The organism is Streptomyces sp. NPDC006544, from assembly GCF_040611715.1.
In the GTDB taxonomy this organism is placed as follows: Bacteria; Actinomycetota; Actinomycetes; order Streptomycetales; family Streptomycetaceae; genus Streptomyces.
In genome coordinates, this window is record NZ_JBEXOV010000012.1 from 21,195 (window position 1) to 41,390 (window position 20,196).

A 20,196-nucleotide genomic window follows, 5' to 3' on the forward strand; every position below is an offset into this window, starting at 1 on the left:
ATCCGACCGCCCCGTACCGCATCATGAGACGAAAAGATCAAAGGAATCGTTCCCGCGCACTCGCGCACGGGGCCGGACACCCCCTAGCCGCGGCCGAGACCCCCGAGTTCCTCGGCCATGACCTGGCCGGCCTGCTCCGCGAGGTCCTCCTCCGTCAGGTCCTCGTCCGTGTCCAGGCCCTCCAGCGCGGCCAGCGGCTGGTCGAGGCGGACGTGCGCGATCAGCGACTGGAGCGCGCGCAGGGTGGCCGAGGCCGTCGGGCCCCAGTTGGTGAAGTACGAGAACTGCCACCACCACAGCGCCTCGGTGATCCGGCCCGCCTGGTGGTGGATGAGGCCGTGCCGCAGGTCGGCCACCACGTCGGCCAGGTCGTCGGAGATCCGGTGCGGGACGGGGGGCTTGCGCGGCTCGTAGGGGTCGAAGACCTCCGAGTAGACGTCGACGGGCTCCAGCATCAGCGCGAACCGCTCGCGCAGGTCGTCCACGTCCGGCTCCGGGCCGAGGTCCGGCTCGTAGCGCTCGTCGGGCAGGACGTCCTGGTACGCGCCCAGCCGACCGCCCGCCAGCAGCAGCTGGGAGACCTCCAGGAGGAGGAAGGGCACCGCGCTGTCCGGGTCCTCGCCCTTGGCCACCTCGGTGACCGCGACGATGAACGACCCGATCTGGTCCGCGATCGAGGCGGCGAAATCGTCCGGGTCCTGTCCCAGGGCGTGCAGCGTTGCGTCAGACATCGAGAAGTCGCCTTCCTTCAAAGGCCCGCCCGAGCGTGACCTCGTCCGCATACTCCAGATCTCCCCCGACGGGGAGCCCGCTGGCCAGGCGGGTGACCTTCAGGCCCATGGGCTTGATCATGCGGGCGAGGTACGTGGCGGTCGCCTCGCCCTCCAGGTTCGGGTCGGTCGCCAGGATCAGCTCGGTGACCGCTCCGTCGGCGAGCCGCGCCAGCAGCTCGCGGATGCGCAGATCGTCCGGGCCGACGCCCTCGATCGGGCTGATCGCGCCGCCGAGGACGTGGTACCGGCCCCGGAACTCGCGCGTCCGCTCGATGGCGACCACGTCCTTGGACTCCTCGACCACACAGATGACCGACAGGTCGCGGCGCGGGTCGCGGCAGATGTTGCACCGCTCCTCCTGCGCCACGTTCCCGCACACCGCGCAGAACCGGACCTTGTCCTTGACCTCGAGCAGCGTGTGCGCGAGGCGGCGGACGTCGGTGGGCTCGGCCTGCAGGATGTGGAAGGCGATCCGCTGCGCGCTCTTGGGCCCGACGCCGGGCAGCCTGCCCAGTTCGTCGATCAGGTCCTGGACCACGCCTTCGTACAACGGACTGCCTGCTTTCGTTCGGTCGGGCCGGTTCGGGTCGGGTCGGGTCGGGTCGGGTCGGGTCGGGTCGGGTCGTACAGGTCGTACGGGTCGTGCGGTCGTACGGGTCGTGCCGGGACTAGAAGGGGAGGCCGGGGATGCCGCTGCCGCCGCCCAGTCCCTGGGCCAGCGGGCCCAGCTTCTGCTGCTGGAGCGCCTGCGCATTCTCGCTGGCCGCCTGGACCGCCGCCACCACCAGGTCCGCGAGCGTCTCGGTGTCCTCGGGGTCCACGGCCTTCGGATCGATCACCAGCGCGCGCAGGTCACCGGAACCGGTGACGGTCGCCTTGACCAGTCCGCCGCCGGCCTGGCCCTCCACCTCGGCCTGGGCCAGTTCTTCCTGGGCCACGGCAAGGTCCTGCTGCATCTTCTGGGCCTGCTGGAGCAGCTGCTGCATGTTGGGCTGGCCACCACCGGGAATCACAGGTCACTCACTCCGTAGCGTCGGTCCAAGCGCCGGCGGCTTGGTCAATCCGAGCCTACGTGCTCCCCGGGCGCTGCGCCCTACGCCGTGAGGACCAACTCTTTCGAGTGAGAGACGAGGCGTGCGCGTACCTGCTGAAGCCCTCCTTGCAGGCGGAAAACCGGGGATTCGCCGCCCATCGCGCCTCATTCGAAGGTAGGAAGAGCATGCGCACCATTGCGCACACGCGCACCACCACACGTCAGCGCAGGCAGAGGGAGTGCCCGGGTGAGTCAGCCGGAAATGCAGCCCGAGGGGCCACCCCGGGATCCCGCAGAGGACGGCGACCTTACCGGCCGGCCGTTCCCTCTCGGGGACTGGGGCGAGCCCGCCGAGCGGCTCGACGAGCTCTACCGCCTGGTGGAGGCAGACGCGCTGCGCACCGCCGAGTGGTACCTGTCCGACCGGGCGTGGAAACGCCGCGGGGCCAGGATCCTGCGGGTCGCGGCCGCCGTGGGGGCGGTCTCGGGCGCCGTCCTGCCGCTGCTGGAACTCACCGGCTCGGCGTCCGGGGCGTCCTCCTACGGCTACGTCTGCCTGCTCCTGGCAGCGGCCTGCCTGGCCTGCGACCGGTTCTTCGGCCTGACCTCGGGCTGGATGCGGGACGTGGCCACGGCGCAGGCCGTGCAGCGCCGTCTGCAGACCCTGCAGTTCGACTGGGCCTCGGAGAACGTGCGGGAGATCCTCGGGCCGACCGAGGGCACCGCGAGCGAGGCGGCGGAGCGGTGCCTGACCGTGCTGCGGCGGTTCTCGGAAGACGTGACGGAACTCGTGCGGTCCGAGACCGCGGAGTGGATGGTGGAGTTCAGCTCCGGCCCCGCTCCGCTGGTGATGCAGTCCCTGGGCGCGGGCGGGGCGCGGGCGGACGCGTACGTCCCGCCGGCCCGTTTCCCCCTCCCGCCGGGCACCCGGCCCAACATGCCCCGACAGAGGCCCCCGGAGCAGCCGCGCTGACCGGAACCGGAATCGGACGCCGGAATCGGGAATCCGGCTCCGCCGGTGGCGAGGCGCGGGATCCGGCTCCGCCGGGGCGAGGGGCGGGGCGGGACCGGCCCGCGCGGCGGTGCCCGTACCCGCCTCCGCCCCCGGCCCGACGCTCGGGACCCGTCGGACCGGCTGGAGCCGTCAGCTGAAGATGATCATCGAGCCTTGGCCGAGACTCCGTGTCGCCGCCGCGTGCAGTCCCAGCCACACGTGCCGCTCCCTCGCGAAGGGGCTGTCGTCGTGCGGGATCGGCCCGGCCGGCTCCTCCAGCGACGTCGGCCGCCCCGGTGGCGCCGGCGCCACCGGCGGGTTCCCCGGGTCTATCCCGATCGCGGGAGCGACCACCGTGAGCTCGCGCAGGAGGCCCTGGGCCGAGCCCAGCGGTCCACCGCCGGCCAGCAGCTCCTCGTTCGCCAGCGGCACCGCGAAGTCCACGGGCACGTAGGCGCCCGCGTGGTCGTAGTGCCACACCAGGTGCGACTGCTGCGCCGTCGACTCGAACATCTCCAGGAGCTGCTCGTAGTCCCCGCCCAGCTCGTCCACCGGGGTCACCGGCAGCCCGCAGAGCCGGAGCATGTAGGCCCGCCGCAGGAAGTGCAGGGCGTCGTAGTCGAAACCGGCCACCGGGGCGACGTCCCCGGATAGCCCCGGCATGTACGCGAACACCGGCACGGACGGCAGTCCGGCCTCACTCAGCGCCTTGTCGTAGGAGGCGATCTCTTCCGCGAAGGGGTTGTCGGGGCTGTGGCACAGCACGTCGACAAGGGGGACCAGCCACAGGTCACAGGCCACTCGGCCTCCGATCAGTCGTTGCCACCGATCGGGCCAGCGTAGTGCGCCGGACACGCTCCGCGAAGGGGTGAGCAGAACCCGGGCCGCACCGCGTGTCCGCGGGGACGGCCCCCGGAGCGTATCCGGAAGCCCGCGGACCCCCGCCGGGAGCACGGCCGGGAGCGCGCCTGGGCCCGGGACCACGGCCGGGATCCCGGCCCTGACCACTGCCGGGGCCGGGGCCCCGATCACGGCTCCCCCGGGCCCACCCTCCACACCCATGCGTCCAGCACCTTCTCGGGCTGCCGGCCCAGCAGCCCGGTGATCAGCTCGCGCAGTTCCGTGTCCCGGTCCTGCTGCGGCAGGACCAGCGCGCCGGCCTTCCAGTACGCCAGGTCCTGCCGGGCCTGGAGCCGCCACTGCGCGGTGGCCTCCGGAGGCGTGCCGCCGTAGCGGACGTCGCGCAGGAGGTTGGAGAGGTGGCGCGGAGTGGCTCCGTAGATGCCGATGCGGTCGGGTCCCCACGGGCCGTTGAAGTAGCCGCCGGCCAGCCGGAAGCCGAAGTCCGCCTCGACCTGCCAGTGCAGCGCGTCCGCCTGTCCCGGGTCCGGCAACGGGACCGGAACGAGGGCCTCGCCGTCCTTGACGTAGTCCTTCCAGGCCCCGGAGGTGATGAAGGCGGGGACCGGGGCGCGCTCCCGTACGGTCAGCGGCAGCGGCAGGACCGGGATCAGCGCGGCCGCCGCACCCAGCAGCCCCAGCCTGCGCAGCTCGCGCGTACGCGTCCGTACGATCCGGTCGAGCGCGAGGGCGAGCAGGATGCCCAGGACGGGGGCGCAGACCATCGCCACGCGCCCCTCGATCACCGACTCGAAGAGCGGCAGCTCGATCATCAGTCGCCAGGGACCCGGCAGCACCACCTCGGTGCGAGGTACGGGCACCCACGGTCCGAGGGACAGCAGCAGGGTCGCGAACCCGGTGATCGCGAGCGCGCGGACGGCCTTGCTCCGCCACAGCCACACGCAGACGGCCACCCCGAAGGCCAGCAGGGGCCAGCCGTAGAAGGCGTTCTGCTCGGTGGTGTTCAGCGAGAGCCGTCCCGCCGTCTCCGGGTCGCCGAACAGGGACCGGGAGGCGTACTCGATCAGGGCGCGCGGGCTGTTCCCGGCGTTGTCCCCGTGCAGGACCGAGTGGTAGCTCTGCGGGCCGAAGAACTGCCAGTACAGCGGGACGATCAGGAGCGGCAGGCAGACGGCGAGGGCGACGGCCAGGCCCGCGCCCAGCGGGCGGGCGGCGGCGAGGGCGCGGCGGTGGTCGACGAGGAGGTAGGCGAGGGAGAAGACCAGCATGCCGAGCGCCGCGATCAGCAGCGGCTCCTCGCCGATGAAGATCTGGTACGCCGCGAACAGCCCGAGCAGGACGCCGTCGCGGGTCACGCTGCCGCCGCGCCGCGGTGCGCACAGCCGCAGGGCCCGGTCGATGATCAGCGGGATCATGAACAGGACGACGAAGTTCGGGTGGCCGTTGGCGTGCGAGACCATCGGCGGCGCGAAGGCGGCGAGTGCGCCGCCCGCGGCGGCGGCCCAGCGGCTGCGCACGAAGCGGCGGCGGATCAGCCAGTACCAGGTCCAGGCGCTGGCGGCCATGCCGAGCGTGAGGACGAGGGCGAACGTGACGGTCGGGCCGAAGAGGAGGGTGACGGGGACGAGCGGGACGTTGAGGCCGAGCATCGTCGCGTTGGCCATCAGGTTCACGCCGTCGGGCATGCCCTGGGAGAGCGTGAACAGCGGATTGCGCAGGTGGGTGATGTTGTCGGTGGTGACACCGACGAACCACTCCCACTGGTTCTGGTCCTGGAGCGCGTCGGCGAGGTAGCTGCCGTCGAGGTCTGCCCACAGGCCCTGGAAGACGTAGAAGGACAGCGCGAGGAAGACCCCGGCGACGGCGAGTCCGCCGGAGTTCAGGCGCAGCAGCTCGCCGAGCGCACGGAGGCGGTCGGCGGCGGTGGGGCGGGGGCGCGGACGCGGGCGGCGGGAACGGGGGCGCGGGACGGTGGCGTCGGGGGCGTCGGGGGCGTCGGGGGCGTCGGGGGCGTCGGGGGCGTCGGGGCGGGGGTTGCCGGGGCCGGGGCCGGGGCCGGGGCCGGGGCCGGGGCCGACCGGGACTTCGGCCACCTCCCAGCCCTGGCGGCGGACCCAGCGCAGCACCTCGGCGTCGATGGCCGGGCCGTCGAGACGGGAGGCGCCGAAGGCGGCGCGGGCGGTGTCGCCGTCGAAGAGGGCGAAGCCGCAGGTGTCGGCGCGGAAGCCCGGTATGCCGGGGATGCCGAGGGCTCGGACGAGGCGGTTACCCGACCGGCCGAGGACCACGGCGGGGGCGGCGGGCAGTGCGGGTCCGGCGTCCGCGGGACGTCCGGCGTCGTCGGTACCCCCGGGGCCATCGCCGTCGAGGACCTCGGCGAGGCGGGGCAGCTCGTCGAGCGGCGTCGTGAGGCCGGTGTCGGTGATCAGCACCCGCCGGCCGGCGGAGGCGAGCACTCCGGCGCGCAGCGCGGTGCCCTTGCCGGCGCGGGTGCCGGACACGCGGACCAGCCGGATCCGGGGATCTGCGGCGGCCGCGTCCGAGGCGGGGGGGCGGTCATCGGGCGCGGGATCCGGGCGCGCGGACGCGGGATCCGGGCGCGCGGACGCGCGGTCGGCGTCGACGACCAGGATCAGCTCCCAGTCGCCGGGGCCGCGCCCGAGGTGGCCGTCGAGGTGGTCGCGCACGGCGGAGACCGTCGCGCGGAGCGGGTCGTGACCGAGCGGGTCGTCGGCCGGTGCGTCGCAGCCGAGCGGGTCGTGGCCCAGCCCGTCGTAGTCGAGCGCGTCGTAGCCGAGCGCGGGAACGATCACGGAGAGGCCGACGGCTCCGAGCCAGGGCGTCATGGTCTTCGGGGCGCCGGGGGCCGGGCCTGTGCTCACGCCGTTCTCTCCACTCACGTGCCGGCCGTCGGGGCCGGCGTCTTCAGGCCCGCGGCCCAGTCCAGGCCGTGCTGGTTGTACGCGTGCACGAGGCGGCGTACCTCCTCGGCATCGCCGCGGGTCACCGCCTCGATCAGTTCGTTGTGACCGGCCCACAGTCCGCTGCGCGGGTCCGCCTCGGCCTTGAGGTGGGGCACGGCGAAGACCCAGCACTGCACGCGGATCCGGTGCAGGAACTCGGAGATGTACGTGTTGCCGACCAGCCCGCTCAGCTCCCTCCAGAAGCGCAGGTCGTAGCCGATCAGCACGTCGAGCGAGCCCGTCAGTGCGGCGCGCTGCGCCTCCTCCGCCCGGCGGCGTACCGAGACCAGCCGTTCGCCCGTACCGGGAGCGGTGCCTCGTTCGACGATTCGGCGGAAGATGCCTTCCACGATCAGCGTACGAGCCTCGATCATGCCCCGGAAATCGGCTACGGAGAAGACGCGGACGCGGAAGCCGCGGTGCTGCACGGAGTCGAGCAGGCCCTGCGCGGAGAGGTCGACGAGGGCCTCGCGGACGGGGGTCGCGGAGACCTCGTACTGCTCCGCTATCTGCTTCACGGTGAACTCGGTCCCGGCCGGCAGACGTCCCGCGAGCACCTCGTCACGCAGCGCGTCCGCGATCTGCTGGCGAAGTGTGTTGCGGGTGACAGCGCCGCTGCCTGCCATAGGGGTCCGTCTCCATCTGTGGGCTTCGGACACCTTAGGCCAGGCAGCAAGGCCGAAACCGTTCGGTTTGTGGCCGCTCTATGGATTTAACGCCCGATATGCGGACGGAGGACCGGCCTGTTCTTGATCGCTCACCGCAGCACCCCGCCCGGCCGGATCGGCCGGGCGGGGGTGGTTTCGGCTGGTCGGGGTGGTTTCGGCTGGTCGGAGGCGGGCCGGAGGATGGCGGGGCGGCGGCCGGGCGTTCGATCGGCCGGCCGGCCGCCGTAGGCCCGACGACGGTCAGGCCGTCAGGCCGTCAGGCCCTCAGGCGGAGGCCCTCGTCGCAGGCGGTCAAGCCCTCAGCCCGCCGGCGGGTCAGGCCGAGACGTGCCGGTCGGCGACGGTCAGGGCGTCGTCCAGCAGGGCCAGGCCCTCCTTCAGCTCCGCCTCCGCGATGTTGCACGGAGGGACCACGTGGGTGCGGTTCATGTTGACGAAGGGCCAGAGGCCCGACGCCTTGCAGGCGGCGGCGAATTCGGCCATCGGCGCGTTGTCGGCTCCAACGGCGTTGTAGGGGACGAGCGGCTCGCGCGTCTCGCGGTCCCGTACGAGTTCCAGCGCCCAGAAGGTGCCCAGACCCCGGACCTCGCCGATCGAGGGATGACGCTCGGCCAGCTCGGCGAGGGCCGGCCCGATCACGTTCTCGCCGAGGTGGGCGGCGTGCTCGACGACGCCCTCCTCCTCCATGGTGTTGATCGTCGCGACGGCTGCGGCGCAGGCCAGGGGGTGGCCGGAGTACGTGAGCCCGCCCGGGTACGGGCGTGTGGCGAAGGTCTCGGCGATCTCGGCGGAGATCGCGACGCCGCCGAGCGGGACGTAGCCGCTGTTGACGCCCTTGGCGAAGGTGATCAGGTCGGGGGTGACGCCCCAGTTGTCGGCGGCGAACCACTTGCCGGTCCGGCCGAATCCCGACATGACCTCGTCCAGGATGAAGACGATGCCGTAGCGGTCACAGAGCTCGCGCACGCCCGCCAGGTAGCCCGGCGGCGGGGTCATGATCCCGGCGGTGCCGGGGACGGACTCCAGGATGATCGCGGCGATGGTCGCCGGCCCCTCGAAGGCGATGGTGTCCGCGAGGTGGGTGAGCGCGCGGGCGCACTCCTCGGCCTTGGTGGTCGCGTGGAAGGGCGAACGGTAGAGGTACGGCCCCCAGAAGTGCACGACACCGGCGGCAGCCGTGTCGGAGGGCCAGCGGCGCGGGTCGCCGGTCAGGTTGATCGCGGCGGCGGTGGCTCCGTGGTACGAGCGGTACGTGGACATCACCTTCTGCCGGCCCGTGTGCAGACGGGCCATGCGGACGGCGTTCTCGACGGCCTCGGCGCCGCCGTTGGTGAAGAAGATCTTGTCGAGGTCGCCGGGGGTCCGCTGCGCGATGAGGCGTGCGGCCTCGGAGCGGACGTCGACGGCGAAACCGGGGGCCAGGGTGCAGAGCGTGGCCGCCTGCTCCTGGATCGCGGCGACGACCTTGGGGTGCTGGTGACCGATGTTGGTGTTGACCAGCTGGGAGGCGAAATCGAGGTAGCGCTTGCCGTCGTAGTCCCAGAAGTACGACCCCTCGGCTTTGGCCACGGCGAGCGGGTCGATCAGGGCCTGGGCGGACCAGGAGTGGAAGACGTGAGCGCGATCGGCGGCCTTGACGGTGGCGCCCGGGGTGACGTGAGGGGTCATGCGGTCACGCTAGAAGTGCGCAGGTGGGGAGGGATATCGGCGGACTGTATGGGGGTGGGGCGCGGGTCTCGGCAGTCTGTATGGGCGCGAGGGGCGCGGGGCGGGCCCGCAAGGCCCGACGCCTCCGCCAGGTGGAGGTGATTGACAGCAAACTGTCATCATGTCAGTCTGCTGTCATAGGCCGGGAACGGAACGGAACGGAACGGAACGGAACGGAACGGTCAAGGGCACGGCACGGCGGCGGCACCGGAGGCGAGCACGATGAGCGAGACGCAGCGCGAGACCCAGAGCGATATCCAGGGCAACGCGGGAATCCGGGCGGGGACCCGAGCGGCGACGGAGACCGAAACCGGGGCGGGAGCCGGAACCGGGTCGGAGATCGAGACCGGGACCGGTACCCCGCGCGCGGCGGAGCGGCGCCGGGTGGTCCACGTGGCCGTCTACGACACGTACGCCGACTGGGAGACGGGCCACACCACCGCGCACCTCACCCAGCGCGGCTATGAGGTCCGTACGGTCGGCTTCGCCGCCGACCGGCCCGTGACCACCATGGGCGGCATCCGCATCCAGCCAGACCTGGCCCTGACGGACCTCCGTCCCGAGGACTCGGCCCTGCTCATCCTGACCGGCGCCTCCTTGTGGGACACCGGGGACGAGCTGGCCCCCTTCGCGGCGAAGGCCGAGGAGTACCTGGCCGCCGGCGTCCCGGTCGCCGCCATCTGCGGCGCGACGGCCGGTCTGGCCCGGGCGGGCGTCCTCGACGGCCGCGCCCACACCAGCGCGGCCCCCTTCTACCTCGGCGGCCAGCCGGGCTACGCGGGCGCCGCGCACTACGTGGAGGCCGACGCGGTCACGGACGGCGACCTGATCACGGCGGGCCCGACGGAACCGGTGGCCTTCGCCCGCGAGGTCTTCGCCCGCCTCGGGGTGTACCAACCGGAGGTCCTCGACGCGTGGTACCGCCTGTTCCACGACTCGGACGCCAGCGCGTACCCGGTCCTGATGGCGGCATCCGAGTCGGGCGATGCGTAACCGTCCGCCGAGCCCGTCGAACGGCCCGGCAGGAGCCGGGGCCGCGGACGGTTCGGGAGCGGAAGCGGCTGCGGGAACGGGAGCAGGAGCCGGAACGGCCGAGGTCACGGCCGGGGCCGGGGCCGGGGCCGGGGCGTCGGCACCGTCCGGAGGTTCGGCCGCCGGGGCCGCACCCGGCGGGAGGGAAACCGCCGACGCCCGTTCCGGTGCCGACGCCCGTTCCGGTCCCGGGGCGGGGGCGGGGGCCGATGCCCTCCCAGCCCAGGCCCTCGCGTACCCCGTCCCCGAAGGGGTCGTCACCCGGGTCCGGCAGGACCTCCTGAGCCACACCGCCCTCGGGGTGTTCCGCCTCAACGGCCAGTTCCTCGCCGTGTCCGACGAGCTCGCCCGCCCGGCAGGGCTGACAGCGGCCTGGTGGCAAGTGCTCGGCGCCGTACTCCACGAGCCGCTCCCCGTCGCCGGCATCGCCCGGGCCATGGGCATCACCCGGCAGAGCGTCCAGCGCATCGCCGACCTGTTGGCCGCCGAGGGCCTCGCGGAGTACGTCCCGAACCCGGCCCACCGCCGGGCGAAGCTCCTGCGCCCCACGGAGGCCGGCCGCGCCGCCATCGCCCGGATCGGCCCTGGCCACGCCACCCTGGCCACCCGCCTCGCGGAGGCCTTGGGCGACGACGCCTTCGCGGAAACGGTCCGCGTCCTGCAACGCCTGTCGGCTGCCCTGGACACGTTGCCGCCCGTGCCGGACTCCCCTGGCCCCTAGAGACTTTGCCCGGGCCGGCCCGTGTCGCCGCTGTTCGTGTCGGCCCGGCCGGTGCGGCTCGTCCGGTGTCGGCCCGCTCTGCCCGTCAGGCCGGCTCGTCCCGTCCGGCTCGGCCCGTTCGAACCGACTCGTCTCATGTCGCTGACCGTCCAGGCGCCGGGACTCGCCTGCTCCTGGACCGCTCCCCTGCTCGAGGCCACTCCCGGCACGGTCGGGCTGGAGACCTCCACCGTCACCTCCGGTACCCCGCCGACCTGCTCGCCCGGGGGCCGCGGCACGCTGCGCCTGCTGCCCGACGGCACGCTGGTGCGGGAGCTCGAGGACGGTCCGGGGGCGCCGCTGTCCTACCGCCGGGAGTGATTATTTCGATGTCAATAAGCCTGCGCGCAAAGCTTGTTGCATCCGATGGAGCCGTCGCACACTGCGGCACATGGAGCCGTCGGAGGTAGTGGCACAACTGTGGGAGCGGATCGAGGCACGCGACTGGGACGGGGTGGCCGCACTGATCGCCGAGGACGCGGTGATCGAATGGCCGGTCAGCGGTGAACGCATCGTCGGGCGGGCCAACTTCCTCGCCGTCATCAGCGACGACGGCTACGCGGACGAGAGCTCCGTGGAAGTCCTGCGGATCCTCGTGGACGGCGATCTCGTGGTCACGGAGGTGGAGATACCTCAGGACCACGTCGTCTACCGCGCCGTCTCGTGGTGGACCGTGCGGGACGGCGAGGTCGTGGGCGCCCGCGAGTACTGGACCAGCCCCGGCCAAGACCCGGCCCCCCGCTGGCGCGCGGGCTACGTGGAGCCCCTCGCCGCATACCTGTCCGCGGACTGACCCGGCGACAGCGGCGGAAGAGGCCGTGCGGCAAAGGCCGTTGCACGCCCCGACGTGCCGGTGCGGCCAGCCACGGTTTCCGGTGCCCGGGTAGTCCCCGTCATACCTGAGAGCTACGCGCAAAGGCCGCTCTCCAGCGTGACGCCGGCCATGGGCTCTTGTTCCTAATTTCGTGACCAGAGAAGAACGCAGCACCACCCCCTCTGGCACGAACGAAGGAAGCGACCCATGTTCCGCCGCCCCACCGCACGTCCCGACGGCCGCCACCGCGGCCGTCCGCGCCGCACTCTGCTGGCCGTGCTCGTCGCCGCGGCGGTCGTGTTCCCCGTTTCCGCCGCAGCCTCTCCCCAGGCCCCCGCCCCCGCGCCCGCGGTGCTCGGGGAGGGCCTCTCCCTCCCCGCACGGTACGCCGCCCACCTCGGGAACCTCGCCGAGGCAGCGCGCATGGCCCAGGACGCCGGCCGGACAGGACGTGCCGGGAAGCTCCGGGCGATGGCCGCTGACGGCGCCGCCCGCTTCCTCGCCTTCGACGGCCGCGGTGAGGGCCGCGCGACAGAGGTGTTCGGCGACCTGGAGAGCGCGGACCGGGTCACGGTCCTGGTCCCCGGGTCGGACACCACCCTGGACACCTACCAGCGCTTCCGTGCCGGGGCGGTCGCCCTGCAGCAGCGGCTCCAGGCAGAGCACAGCCGCTCCGCCGTGATCGCCTGGCTCGGGTACGACACTCCCGGGACGGTCAGTACGACCGTCCTGACCACCGGCCGCGCGGACGAGGCCGCCACCGAACTCGGGTCCTTCCTGGCCCGCTTGGAGCGGATGACCGTCCCGGACACCCGTCTCTCGCTCCTGTGCCACTCCTACGGATCCGTGGTCTGCGCCCGCACCGAGACCGGCCCCAAGATCACCGACATCGCCCTGTTCGGCAGCCCGGGTACGGGGTCCGGCTCCGTCGCCGACCTGCCGACCCGCGCCCGGGTCTGGGCCGGCCGGGGAGCCGACGACTGGATCGGGGGCGTCCCGCACATGCGCCTCGGCGGCATCGGCTTCGGCACCGACCCGGTGGACCCGGCCTTCGGCGCGCAGCCCTTCGCGGCCGGCTCCGGCGGTCACAGCGACTACCTCAAGCCGGGCACCGAGTCCCTGAACAGCCTCGCCTCGATCGTGCTCGGCACCGCACCGGCCACGCCTGCGCCGCGGCCGGCCTCCACGACGACCACCCCTGCCCGGACCCCCCACCGGGCCGACGTCCGCCCCCGGACCCACAGCCACCCCTGGGCCCACAACCCCATCCCCATCCCCATCCACACCCGGACCGCCACCACCGCCCCGGAGGCTTCCCGTGCGTCTGCGTAAGCTCACCGCCCGCTGGTCCGCCCTCGCGGACCGCATCGACGCCGGCACCCCCGCCCACCGGGACAGGACCGTGGACGCCCTGCGGGCCTTCGCCATCATCGGCGTGGTACTCGGCCACTGGCTCGTCACCGCCCTTACGGCCGCCGACGGCGGCCTGCGCACCGCCAGTCCCCTGGCCCACATGAGCGCCCTGGCCCCCGTCTCCTGGGTGTTCCAGACCCTGGCCGTCTTCTTCCTGGTCGGCGGGCATGTGGCGGCCCAGGGCTACGAGTCGGCGCGCGGGCGCGGAGTCTCCTACGGCCAGTGGATCGCGCAGCGGCTGAGCCGGCTGTTCCGGCCGGTCTCCGCCGTCCTCGTCCTGTGGACGGTGGCGGCCGGCGGGATGCTGCTCGGCGGGGTCGGGACGGACACCGTCCACACGTTGCTCAAGCTCGTCCTCTCCCCCCTCTGGTTCCTCCTCGTCTTCGCCGTGCTCACCGCCGCCACCCCGCTCGTGGCCCGGCTCAGCCCCCTTGGGCCGCTGGCCGTGGTGGCCGTCGTCGACGTCTGGCGCTTCGGGCTCGACGGACCCGAGTGGATCGGCTGGGTCAACGTGGCCGCCGGCTGGCTGGTCCCCTACACCCTGGGCGCCGCCTGGTCCCGGGGTGCGTTCACCCGGCGTACCCCGGCAGCGCTGCTGCTGGGCGGCGCGGTCACCGCGGCGGCGCTGATCGTCTGGGGCGGGTATCCGGCTTCCATGGTGGGCGTGCCGGGAGCCGCGACATCGAACCTGAACCCGCCGACGCTCGCCGCCGTCACGTTCGGCCTGGCCCAGTGCGGGCTGGCGCTGCTGCTGCGGGAGCCGCTGGCCCGGGTGATGGGCCGCCCGCGGGCCTGGGCGAAGGTGGCCCTGGTGAACCTGTCCGCCATGACGATCTTCCTATGGCACCAGACCGCGATGATGGCCGTCACCTCCCTGGGACTGCTGGTCTCCACGGACCTGCCGGGACTGCACACGGTGCCCGACTCCGCGCAGTGGATCTTCGCGCGGATCCTGTGGCTGCCGGTGTTCGCCGCCGCGCTGGCCGTCTGCTGGGCGGCCTTCAGGACGTACGAACTGGCCGGCCCCAGCGGCAAGGGCCGTACACGGCAACGAACTTCCGGCTCTCCGGTCACCCCCTCGAGGATCGTCGCCAGGTCCGTGCCGGCTGTCGGGAAGACCGCCCCCGCCCCAGGCCCCGCCGACCCTGCCGGCCCCGGCGGGGTGGCCGCTGCCGAGGGAAAAGCCCATGCCTAGGCTGAGCGACGTGAACGAGCAGAGCGAGCTTCCGGCACCACGCGCCGGCACGGTCAGGACCAACGGGGCGACGGGTCAGGCCAGTCGACGCGTCAGGGCCTCGGCCCTGGTGCGCGGTGTGATCCGGGACCTGCTCGACCTGAAGTCCGATCCACTGCCGAAGATGTCCCGGCCCCACTGGCTGGCCTGGCTCCCGCATGTGACGCTCGGTTACCTGGGGGTGCTCTTCCTCTTCCTCACCAAGGCGCAGCTCGGGGATCACTACGGGGTCCACGGCGTCGCCCGGGAGGTGCCGTCGCTCATGGTCGGCGCGGCGGTGCTGATCGCCGTCCGGCGGCCGATGGCCGGGTACTGGATCGGCCTGATCGCGGCGGCCCAGATCGCCTGGTCCATCCACGACCACGTCGGGCAGGGACAGAGCTGGCCCTGGACGCCCGCCGGGATCTTCACCTTCGCCCCCGTGCTGCTGCTGGTCGCCCTGCGCGTACCGGCCCGGGTCACCGTCGGCGCCGTCTTCTTCGCCATCGCCGTTACGGGGCTGGCCGAGGCCTTGTTCAAGCCCGACCACAGCACCACCACCGCGGCCGGAACCGTCCTCCTCTTCGCGTTCACCGGACTCCTCGGCCACGCCCTGCGCTCGACGCGTACGGCCCGCACGAAGCTGGTCGAGCAGGAGACCCTGACCGAGGCCGAGCGCGCCCAGCGCACCCTGCTGGAGGAGCGCAGCCGGATCGCCCGCGAACTGCACGACGTCGTCGCGCACCACATGTCGGTGATCTCCATCCAGGCGCAGGTGGCTCCGTACCTCGTGGACAACCCCTCCGAGGAACTCAAGGAGAACCTCGCGGGCATCCGCGCGAACGCGCTGGAGGCCCTGACGGAGCTGCGCCGCGTGCTGGGCGTACTGCGTTCCGAGCACCCGGACGATCCCGCCGGTCCGCACCATCCTCAGCCCACGCTGGGCGAGTTGGACGGTCTCGTGGACAACGTGCGGGCGGCGGGGCTGGATGTCACCACCGCGATCGCGGGCATCCGGCGGCCGCTGGCCCCGGGCGTGGAGCTCACCGCGTACCGCATCGTCCAGGAGGCTCTGAGCAACTGCCTTCGTCACGCACCCGGTTCCCACGTGGAGGTCGGCATCGCCTACGGTCCGCGCGATCTGCACCTGTGCGTGGCCAACACCGCGCCCACCCGGCCGGCGCCCCCGTCGCCCGGCGCGGGACACGGGCTGCTCGGCATGCGGGAGCGAGCGGGCATGCTGGGGGGCGAACTGGCCGCCGGCCCGCGCCCCGGAGGGGGGTACGAGGTGAGCGCCGTCCTGCCGACGGCTCCGGCGGAACCGAGCTCCACCGGCTCGGCGACCGTCCCGGAACAGCCCGGCCCCAAGCAGCCCGGTCCGAAGCAGCCCGGTCCGAAGCCCGACGTGAAGAAGGAAGCATGACTGCGCCGATCAAGGTGATGATCGCCGACGACCAGATGATGGTCCGGCAGGGGTTCACCGTGCTCCTCAACGCCCAGCCGGACATAGAGGTCGTCGGCCAGGCCGTCGACGGCGCCGAGGCCGTCGCGAAGGTGGCCGAGCTGGCTCCGGACGTGGTCCTGATGGACATCCGCATGCCCGGCATGGGCGGCATCGAGGCCACGTCGCTGATCACGGCCACCCCCGGTTCCGCGGTGAAGGTGCTGGTGCTCACCACCTTCGACCTCGACGAGTACGTCTACGAGGCGCTGCGCGCCGGTGCCTCGGGATTCCTCCTCAAGGACGCCTCGGCGGATCAGCTGGCGGAGGCGGTCCGGGTGATCGCGGCCGGTGAGGCGCTCCTCGCGCCGAACATCACCAGGCGTCTGATCACCGAGTTCTCCCGGCTGGGAGCCCCTCGGGCGCCCTCGAAGACCCGGATCGAGGAGCTGACGGAACGGGAGACGGAGGTGCTGTCCCTGGTCGCCCAGGGCATGTCGAACGCGGAGATCGCCCAGCACCTGGTCCTCGCCGAGCAGACGGTGAAGACGCACGTGGGCCGGATCCTGGTGAAGCTGGGCCTGCGGGACCGCACCCAGGCCGCGGTGTTCGCGTACGAGACGGGTCTGATCCGTCCGACGGGCTACTGAGGCACCCCGGTAGTACTTGAGGGGGACCCTGGGATATCCCCTTCAGCGGCGACGCGGACGAGGGCGCGGCGCGCCTACCGTGGGGACCATGACCGAGACGACCTCCGGGGCGACCCCCCGGGCACCCGAGATGCGGCTGGCTTCGGGCCTGATGCAGGGCCTGCGCCAGGATCTGATCACCGATGCCTTCGCCTACCGTCCGCTGCCCCCGATGCGCGCGGACGGGCCGCTGACCCGGCGGCTCCCGAAGCGGATACGGGCCGAGGTGGTGTACCTGCCGCACGCGGCGGTGCTCGTGTCCGCGTTCTTCGTGGTCACCTTCACGTCCGTCACCGGTGGACTGTCCCAGGCCAGTGGCCTGGTGATGGGGCTCATGGCGGCCGCCCCGGTCGCGATGACCTTGGTGCGGCCCGTGGGAGCGTTCTGGGCCGCCGTCGCCGTCACCCTCGTCTCCTCGGTCGTCAACTCATGGGATTCCAACTGGCCCTGGTCGCCGGCGACGTTCGTCTCGTACCTCGCGACGGTGACCCTCGTGGCGATGCGGACCAGGCCGCGGACCGCCGCCTGGATGTGGCTGGTCACGCTGGCGATCGGCGTCGGAACGACCATCCTGCTCGGCCGCGGTCAGCCCCTCAACATCGGCCCGATGGCCTTCCTGTCGGCCATCGCCCTGCTGACGGTCAGCGTCCGCAACATCCGCAAGCAGGCGGAGCAGCAGGTCACCGCACAGCAGGAGGTCACGGCCGTCGAGCGGGACCGGCGGACGCTGCTGGAGGAGCGGACGACGATCGCGCGGGAGCTGCACGACGTGGTCGCCCACCACATGTCGGTGGTGGCCATCCAGGCGGAGGCAGCACCCTACCGCGTGAAGAATCCACCGCCGGAGCTGGAAGCGGCGTTCGTCACCATCCGGGAGAACGCGGTGGCGGCCCTGACGGAACTGCGCCGGGTCCTGGGCGTGGTCCGCTCCGCGGACTACGAGGCGCCCGACGCCCCGCAGCCGACGCTGGCCTCGCTCGACGGTCTGCTGGCCAACGTGCGGGAGGCCGGGCTGAGCGTGGACAAGACGGTGACGGGCGCGGTGCGGGAGCTGCCGCCGGGCGTGGAGCTGTCGGCGTACCGGATCATCCAGGAGGCCCTGAGCAACGCCCTGCGTCACGCGCCGGGCGCGGCGGCCGGGGTCGAGGTGTCGTACGTACTGGGCGGGTTGGGCATACGCGTGGTCAACGGGTTGGCGACGGGGAACGCGCGGCCCTCGCCGGGAGCCGGCCAGGGGATCACCGGGATGCGCGAGCGGGTGGCCATGCTGGAAGGCGAGATGACGGCCGGCGAGACGGCTGTCGGAGGGTACGAGGTGGCGGTGTTCATACCGGTGCCGACCAGCCACCCGGAGACGTCGAAGGAGTCGGCATGACGATCAGGGTGCTCATCGTCGACGACCAGATGATGGTCCGGGAGGGGTTCTCCGTCCTCTTGAACGCGATGGAGGGCATCGAGGTCGTCGGTGAGGCGGTGAACGGGCGGGAAGCCATCGCGCAGGTCGCGGCGCTCAGGCCGGACGTGGTGCTGATGGACATCCGGATGCCGGAGATGAACGGCCTGGAGGCGACCCGGGAGATCGTGGCCGCCGACACGGACGCGAAGGTGCTGGTCCTGACGACCTTCGACCTCGACGAGTACGTGTACCAAGCCCTGCGGGCCGGGGCCTCCGGGTTCCTCCTCAAGGATGCCTCGGCCCGCCAACTGGCCGATGGGGTCCGGGTGGTGGCCGCGGGCGAGGCGCTGCTCGCCCCCTCGGTGACCAAGCGGCTGATCACCGAGTTCTCGAAACTCTCGGAGACCCGGATGTTCATTCATGCCACTGGGGTCGGCGAGCTGACCGAGCGGGAGACGGAGGTGCTGGTGCTGATCGCGCAGGGCCTGTCCAACGCCGAGATAGCGGACCGTCTGATCATCGCCGAGTCCACGATCAAGACGCACGTGAGCCGGATCCTGGTGAAGCTGGGCCTGCGCGACCGGACCCAGGCGGCGGTGTTCGCCTACGAGGCCCGGCTGGTGATACCGGCCTGAGCAGGGTCGACAGCGCCGCGCCCCGCGGCCTCCCGGGAGGCGGTACCGGGCGGGGCCCCGGTCGGACGGGGCGCCGATTCCGCGGATCCCGAAAAGTTGTCCACAGCTGTGGACAATTTTTCGAGTGACGGGATGGCGTGGCTCAGATCGTCAGATCGCGTCGGCGCAGCGCGGTCAGGGCCGCCGCCAGGCAGAGCGCCGCGAGCGCGGTCAGCGCCAGCAGCGGCGTCCAGTCCAAGGCCTCGCCACCGGGCAGTTTGGGCAGGTGGGCGAAGGGCGAGAGGTTCAGGACCGCCCCGGGGAGGTTCAGCGCCGGGCCGACCCAGCCGAGCGCCAGTGAGGCCCCGGCCACCGCCCAGGCGGCCGGAGCGAACCGGGGGGCCACGCCGTACAGGAGCACGGCGACGGCCCCGACCAGCCAGACGGCGGGGAGCTGCGCGAGGCACGCCCCCACCGCCGGACCGATGTCCTCGCCGTGGCCCAAGCCCAGCCCGAGCCCCGCCAGCAGCAGGATCAGCGCCGAACCGCCGAAGGCGACGGCCAGATGACCGCAGGCCCAGCGCAGGCGGCCCACGCGGTGTGCGAGGAGCGGCTCCGCGCGCTGCCCCGCCTCCTCGGCATGGAGCCGCAGTACCGCCGAGACGACGAACAGCGCGGCCACCAGCCCGAGCAACCCGGCCATCGTCGCGAGGAAGGCGTCCGTGAGGACCGCCCGGCCGGCCTCGGCGGCGACGCCGCCCACCCCGCCCCCGACGCCAACGGCCCCGCCCCCGGCGTCCGCGCCGCCCATCCGCTCGATGAGCTCCCGGGTCTTCGCGTTGTCGCCGACCAGCTCGGCGGCCCCGTCGGCCATCGAGCCGAACACCGCACCGGCCGCCAGGAAGCCGAAGCTCCAGCCGAGCAGTCCGCCACGGTGCAGCCGCCACGCCAGTGCCCCGGCGCTACCGAGCCGCCCCCGCGCGGGGCCCGGCCGGGCCGCCAGGTAGCTCATGCCGAGGTCACGGCGGCCGGCGAGAACGTACGCCCCGGCCGACTGGGCCGCGACGGCCGTCGCGAACAGGGCGAGCACCCACCAGCGTTCGGCCGCGAAGGCCCGTACGTGCTCCAGCCAGCCCAGCGGCGAGATCCACGTCAGGGTGGACGAACCGCCCGCCGAGCCCGCGTCACCGGCGGCGCGCAGCACGAAGGCCGCGCCGAGCAGCGCCCCCGTGAGGCCCTTCGCCAGTCGCGCGCTCTCGGTGAGCTGCGCCGCGACGGCGGCCGCCGAGGCGAACAGCATCCCGGTCGCCCCGATGCCGAGCCCGAGGGCGAGCGCGCCGCCCGCACCCTGGCCCGCGAGCCCGGCCGTGACGAGCACGGCGACGAGGGCGTTGGCCGCGCAGGCCGCCAGGAGGGCGGCCGTGAGCGGTGCGCGGCGCCCCACCATGGCGGCCGACAAGAGTTCCTGACGTCCCGTCTCCTCCTCTTCGCGGGTGTGCCGGACCACGATGACGAGGCTCATGATCCCGGCGAGCAGCCCGGCGAAGATCCCGCCCTTCCAGGCGGTCAGGGCGCCGATCGAGTCGCCGAAGACGGGTCCGTAGAGGGCGCGGAGCGAGCCGTTGGAGTTCATCGTGGAGAGCAGGTCGCCCCGTTCGGCCGCCGTCGCGTACATGGAGGCGAGCGAGGACGGCAGGGCGAGCACCATGGCGGCCACGGCCAGGATCCAGACCGGCATCATGACGCGGTCGCGGCGCAGGGCGAGGCGCAGCAGGACGGCCGTCCCCGCCAGCGGCCCGTACCCGGCCACCGGGCGCCGACGGCC

The 20,196-nt window shown here is 72.9% G+C and carries 19 protein-coding genes; 11 read left to right on the forward strand and 8 right to left on the reverse strand.

Annotated elements, in window-relative coordinates; translation table 11 throughout:
• Positions 1 to 83: 83 nt before the first annotated feature.
• From ABZY44_RS08430 to ABZY44_RS08440, 3 genes are all read right to left on the reverse strand, one after another.
• Complete coding sequence (locus ABZY44_RS08430) at positions 84 to 731, reverse strand: DUF5063 domain-containing protein (protein ID WP_356651267.1); 648 nt, start codon at positions 729 to 731, stop codon at positions 84 to 86.
• The gene (gene recR / locus ABZY44_RS08435) at positions 724 to 1,323 is read right to left on the reverse strand and encodes a recombination mediator RecR (protein WP_215034995.1); all 600 of its coding nucleotides are present in this window, start codon (positions 1,321 to 1,323) and stop codon (positions 724 to 726) included. Before recR ends, ABZY44_RS08430 begins: the two co-directional genes overlap by 8 nt.
• A 118-nt stretch (positions 1,324 to 1,441) precedes the next feature.
• Complete coding sequence (locus ABZY44_RS08440) at positions 1,442 to 1,786, reverse strand: YbaB/EbfC family nucleoid-associated protein (protein WP_356651269.1); 345 nt, start codon at positions 1,784 to 1,786, stop codon at positions 1,442 to 1,444.
• A gap of 267 nt (positions 1,787 to 2,053) precedes the next feature.
• Between ABZY44_RS08440 and ABZY44_RS08445 the strand changes: the two genes are divergently transcribed.
• Positions 2,054 to 2,779 carry an SLATT domain-containing protein gene (locus ABZY44_RS08445; protein ID WP_356651271.1) on the forward strand — a complete coding sequence of 242 codons (726 nt, stop codon included), beginning with the start codon at positions 2,054 to 2,056 and terminating at the stop codon, positions 2,777 to 2,779.
• Between the two features lie 171 nt (positions 2,780 to 2,950).
• On the opposite strand, the gene ABZY44_RS08450 is transcribed toward ABZY44_RS08445, so the two are convergent.
• The 4 genes from ABZY44_RS08450 to ABZY44_RS08465 form a co-directional block, all read right to left on the reverse strand.
• Positions 2,951 to 3,601 carry a hypothetical protein gene (locus ABZY44_RS08450; RefSeq protein ID WP_356651273.1) on the reverse strand — a complete coding sequence of 217 codons (651 nt, stop codon included), beginning with the start codon at positions 3,599 to 3,601 and terminating at the stop codon, positions 2,951 to 2,953.
• A gap of 227 nt (positions 3,602 to 3,828) precedes the next feature.
• Entirely contained in the window at positions 3,829 to 6,543 is a 2,715-nt protein-coding gene (locus tag ABZY44_RS08455; protein WP_356651275.1) for a glycosyltransferase family 2 protein, read from the reverse strand.
• Between the two features lie 14 nt (positions 6,544 to 6,557).
• Entirely contained in the window at positions 6,558 to 7,250 is a 693-nt protein-coding gene (locus ABZY44_RS08460; protein WP_356651277.1) for a GntR family transcriptional regulator, read from the reverse strand.
• Positions 7,251 to 7,607: 357 nt separating this feature from the next.
• Complete coding sequence (locus tag ABZY44_RS08465) at positions 7,608 to 8,960, reverse strand: aspartate aminotransferase family protein (RefSeq protein WP_356651279.1); 1,353 nt, start codon at positions 8,958 to 8,960, stop codon at positions 7,608 to 7,610.
• Between the two features lie 261 nt (positions 8,961 to 9,221).
• Here ABZY44_RS08465 and ABZY44_RS08470 point away from each other — a divergent pair, with 261 nt between their 5' ends.
• From ABZY44_RS08470 to ABZY44_RS08515, 10 genes are all read left to right on the forward strand, one after another.
• On the forward strand, positions 9,222 to 9,992 hold the full coding sequence (locus ABZY44_RS08470) for a DJ-1/PfpI family protein (protein ID WP_356651281.1): 771 nt from the start codon (positions 9,222 to 9,224) through the stop codon (positions 9,990 to 9,992).
• 319 nt (positions 9,993 to 10,311) lie between these two features.
• The gene (locus tag ABZY44_RS08475) at positions 10,312 to 10,752 is read left to right on the forward strand and encodes a MarR family winged helix-turn-helix transcriptional regulator (RefSeq protein ID WP_356651435.1); all 441 of its coding nucleotides are present in this window, start codon (positions 10,312 to 10,314) and stop codon (positions 10,750 to 10,752) included.
• A gap of 135 nt (positions 10,753 to 10,887) precedes the next feature.
• Complete coding sequence (locus ABZY44_RS08480) at positions 10,888 to 11,112, forward strand: hypothetical protein (RefSeq protein WP_356651283.1); 225 nt, start codon at positions 10,888 to 10,890, stop codon at positions 11,110 to 11,112.
• A 70-nt stretch (positions 11,113 to 11,182) separates the two neighbouring features.
• Positions 11,183 to 11,584, forward strand: a complete 402-nt coding sequence (locus ABZY44_RS08485; protein ID WP_356651285.1) for a nuclear transport factor 2 family protein — start codon at positions 11,183 to 11,185, stop codon at positions 11,582 to 11,584.
• Between the two features lie 228 nt (positions 11,585 to 11,812).
• Positions 11,813 to 12,937, forward strand: a complete 1,125-nt coding sequence (locus tag ABZY44_RS08490) for an alpha/beta hydrolase (RefSeq protein WP_356651287.1) — start codon at positions 11,813 to 11,815, stop codon at positions 12,935 to 12,937.
• Positions 12,930 to 14,213, forward strand: coding sequence for an acyltransferase (locus tag ABZY44_RS08495; protein WP_356651437.1), 1,284 nt, complete (start codon positions 12,930 to 12,932; stop codon positions 14,211 to 14,213). Before ABZY44_RS08490 ends, ABZY44_RS08495 begins: the two co-directional genes overlap by 8 nt.
• A complete protein-coding gene (locus ABZY44_RS08500) occupies positions 14,206 to 15,654 on the forward strand; it encodes a histidine kinase (protein WP_356651289.1) in 1,449 nt (482 codons plus the stop codon). The genes ABZY44_RS08495 and ABZY44_RS08500 overlap by 8 nt, the downstream gene beginning before the upstream one ends.
• The gene (locus tag ABZY44_RS08505) at positions 15,651 to 16,322 is read left to right on the forward strand and encodes a response regulator transcription factor (RefSeq protein WP_356651291.1); all 672 of its coding nucleotides are present in this window, start codon (positions 15,651 to 15,653) and stop codon (positions 16,320 to 16,322) included. The genes ABZY44_RS08500 and ABZY44_RS08505 overlap by 4 nt, the downstream gene beginning before the upstream one ends.
• 88 nt (positions 16,323 to 16,410) lie before the next feature.
• Entirely contained in the window at positions 16,411 to 17,736 is a 1,326-nt protein-coding gene (locus ABZY44_RS08510) for a histidine kinase (protein WP_356651293.1), read from the forward strand.
• On the forward strand, positions 17,733 to 18,392 hold the full coding sequence (locus ABZY44_RS08515; RefSeq protein ID WP_356651295.1) for a response regulator transcription factor: 660 nt from the start codon (positions 17,733 to 17,735) through the stop codon (positions 18,390 to 18,392). Before ABZY44_RS08510 ends, ABZY44_RS08515 begins: the two co-directional genes overlap by 4 nt.
• Positions 18,393 to 18,534: 142 nt before the next feature.
• Here ABZY44_RS08515 and ABZY44_RS08520 read toward each other — a convergent pair whose 3' ends face one another.
• On the reverse strand, positions 18,535 to 20,112 hold the full coding sequence (locus tag ABZY44_RS08520) for an ABC transporter permease (protein WP_356651439.1): 1,578 nt from the start codon (positions 20,110 to 20,112) through the stop codon (positions 18,535 to 18,537).
• Between the last annotated feature and the right edge of the window lie 84 nt (positions 20,113 to 20,196).

Bases quoted from the DNA above. Each gene is read 5' to 3' on its own strand.
- ABZY44_RS08520 (WP_356651439.1), bottom strand. From the start codon at position 20,112: ATGATGCCGGTCTGGATCCTGGCCGTGGCCGCCATGGTGCTCGCCCTG.
- ABZY44_RS08465 (WP_356651279.1), bottom strand. From the start codon at position 8,960: ATGACCCCTCACGTCACCCCGGGCGCCACCGTCAAGGCCGCCGATCGC.
- ABZY44_RS08430 (WP_356651267.1), bottom strand. From the start codon at position 731: ATGTCTGACGCAACGCTGCACGCCCTGGGACAGGACCCGGACGATTTC.
- ABZY44_RS08515 (WP_356651295.1), top strand. From the start codon at position 17,733: ATGACGATCAGGGTGCTCATCGTCGACGACCAGATGATGGTCCGGGAG.
- ABZY44_RS08485 (WP_356651285.1), top strand. From the start codon at position 11,183: ATGGAGCCGTCGGAGGTAGTGGCACAACTGTGGGAGCGGATCGAGGCA.
- ABZY44_RS08470 (WP_356651281.1), top strand. From the start codon at position 9,222: ATGAGCGAGACGCAGCGCGAGACCCAGAGCGATATCCAGGGCAACGCG.
- ABZY44_RS08480 (WP_356651283.1), top strand. From the start codon at position 10,888: ATGTCGCTGACCGTCCAGGCGCCGGGACTCGCCTGCTCCTGGACCGCT.
- ABZY44_RS08490 (WP_356651287.1), top strand. From the start codon at position 11,813: ATGTTCCGCCGCCCCACCGCACGTCCCGACGGCCGCCACCGCGGCCGT.
- ABZY44_RS08500 (WP_356651289.1), top strand. From the start codon at position 14,206: ATGCCTAGGCTGAGCGACGTGAACGAGCAGAGCGAGCTTCCGGCACCA.
- ABZY44_RS08460 (WP_356651277.1), bottom strand. From the start codon at position 7,250: ATGGCAGGCAGCGGCGCTGTCACCCGCAACACACTTCGCCAGCAGATC.
- ABZY44_RS08510 (WP_356651293.1), top strand. From the start codon at position 16,411: ATGACCGAGACGACCTCCGGGGCGACCCCCCGGGCACCCGAGATGCGG.
- ABZY44_RS08505 (WP_356651291.1), top strand. From the start codon at position 15,651: ATGACTGCGCCGATCAAGGTGATGATCGCCGACGACCAGATGATGGTC.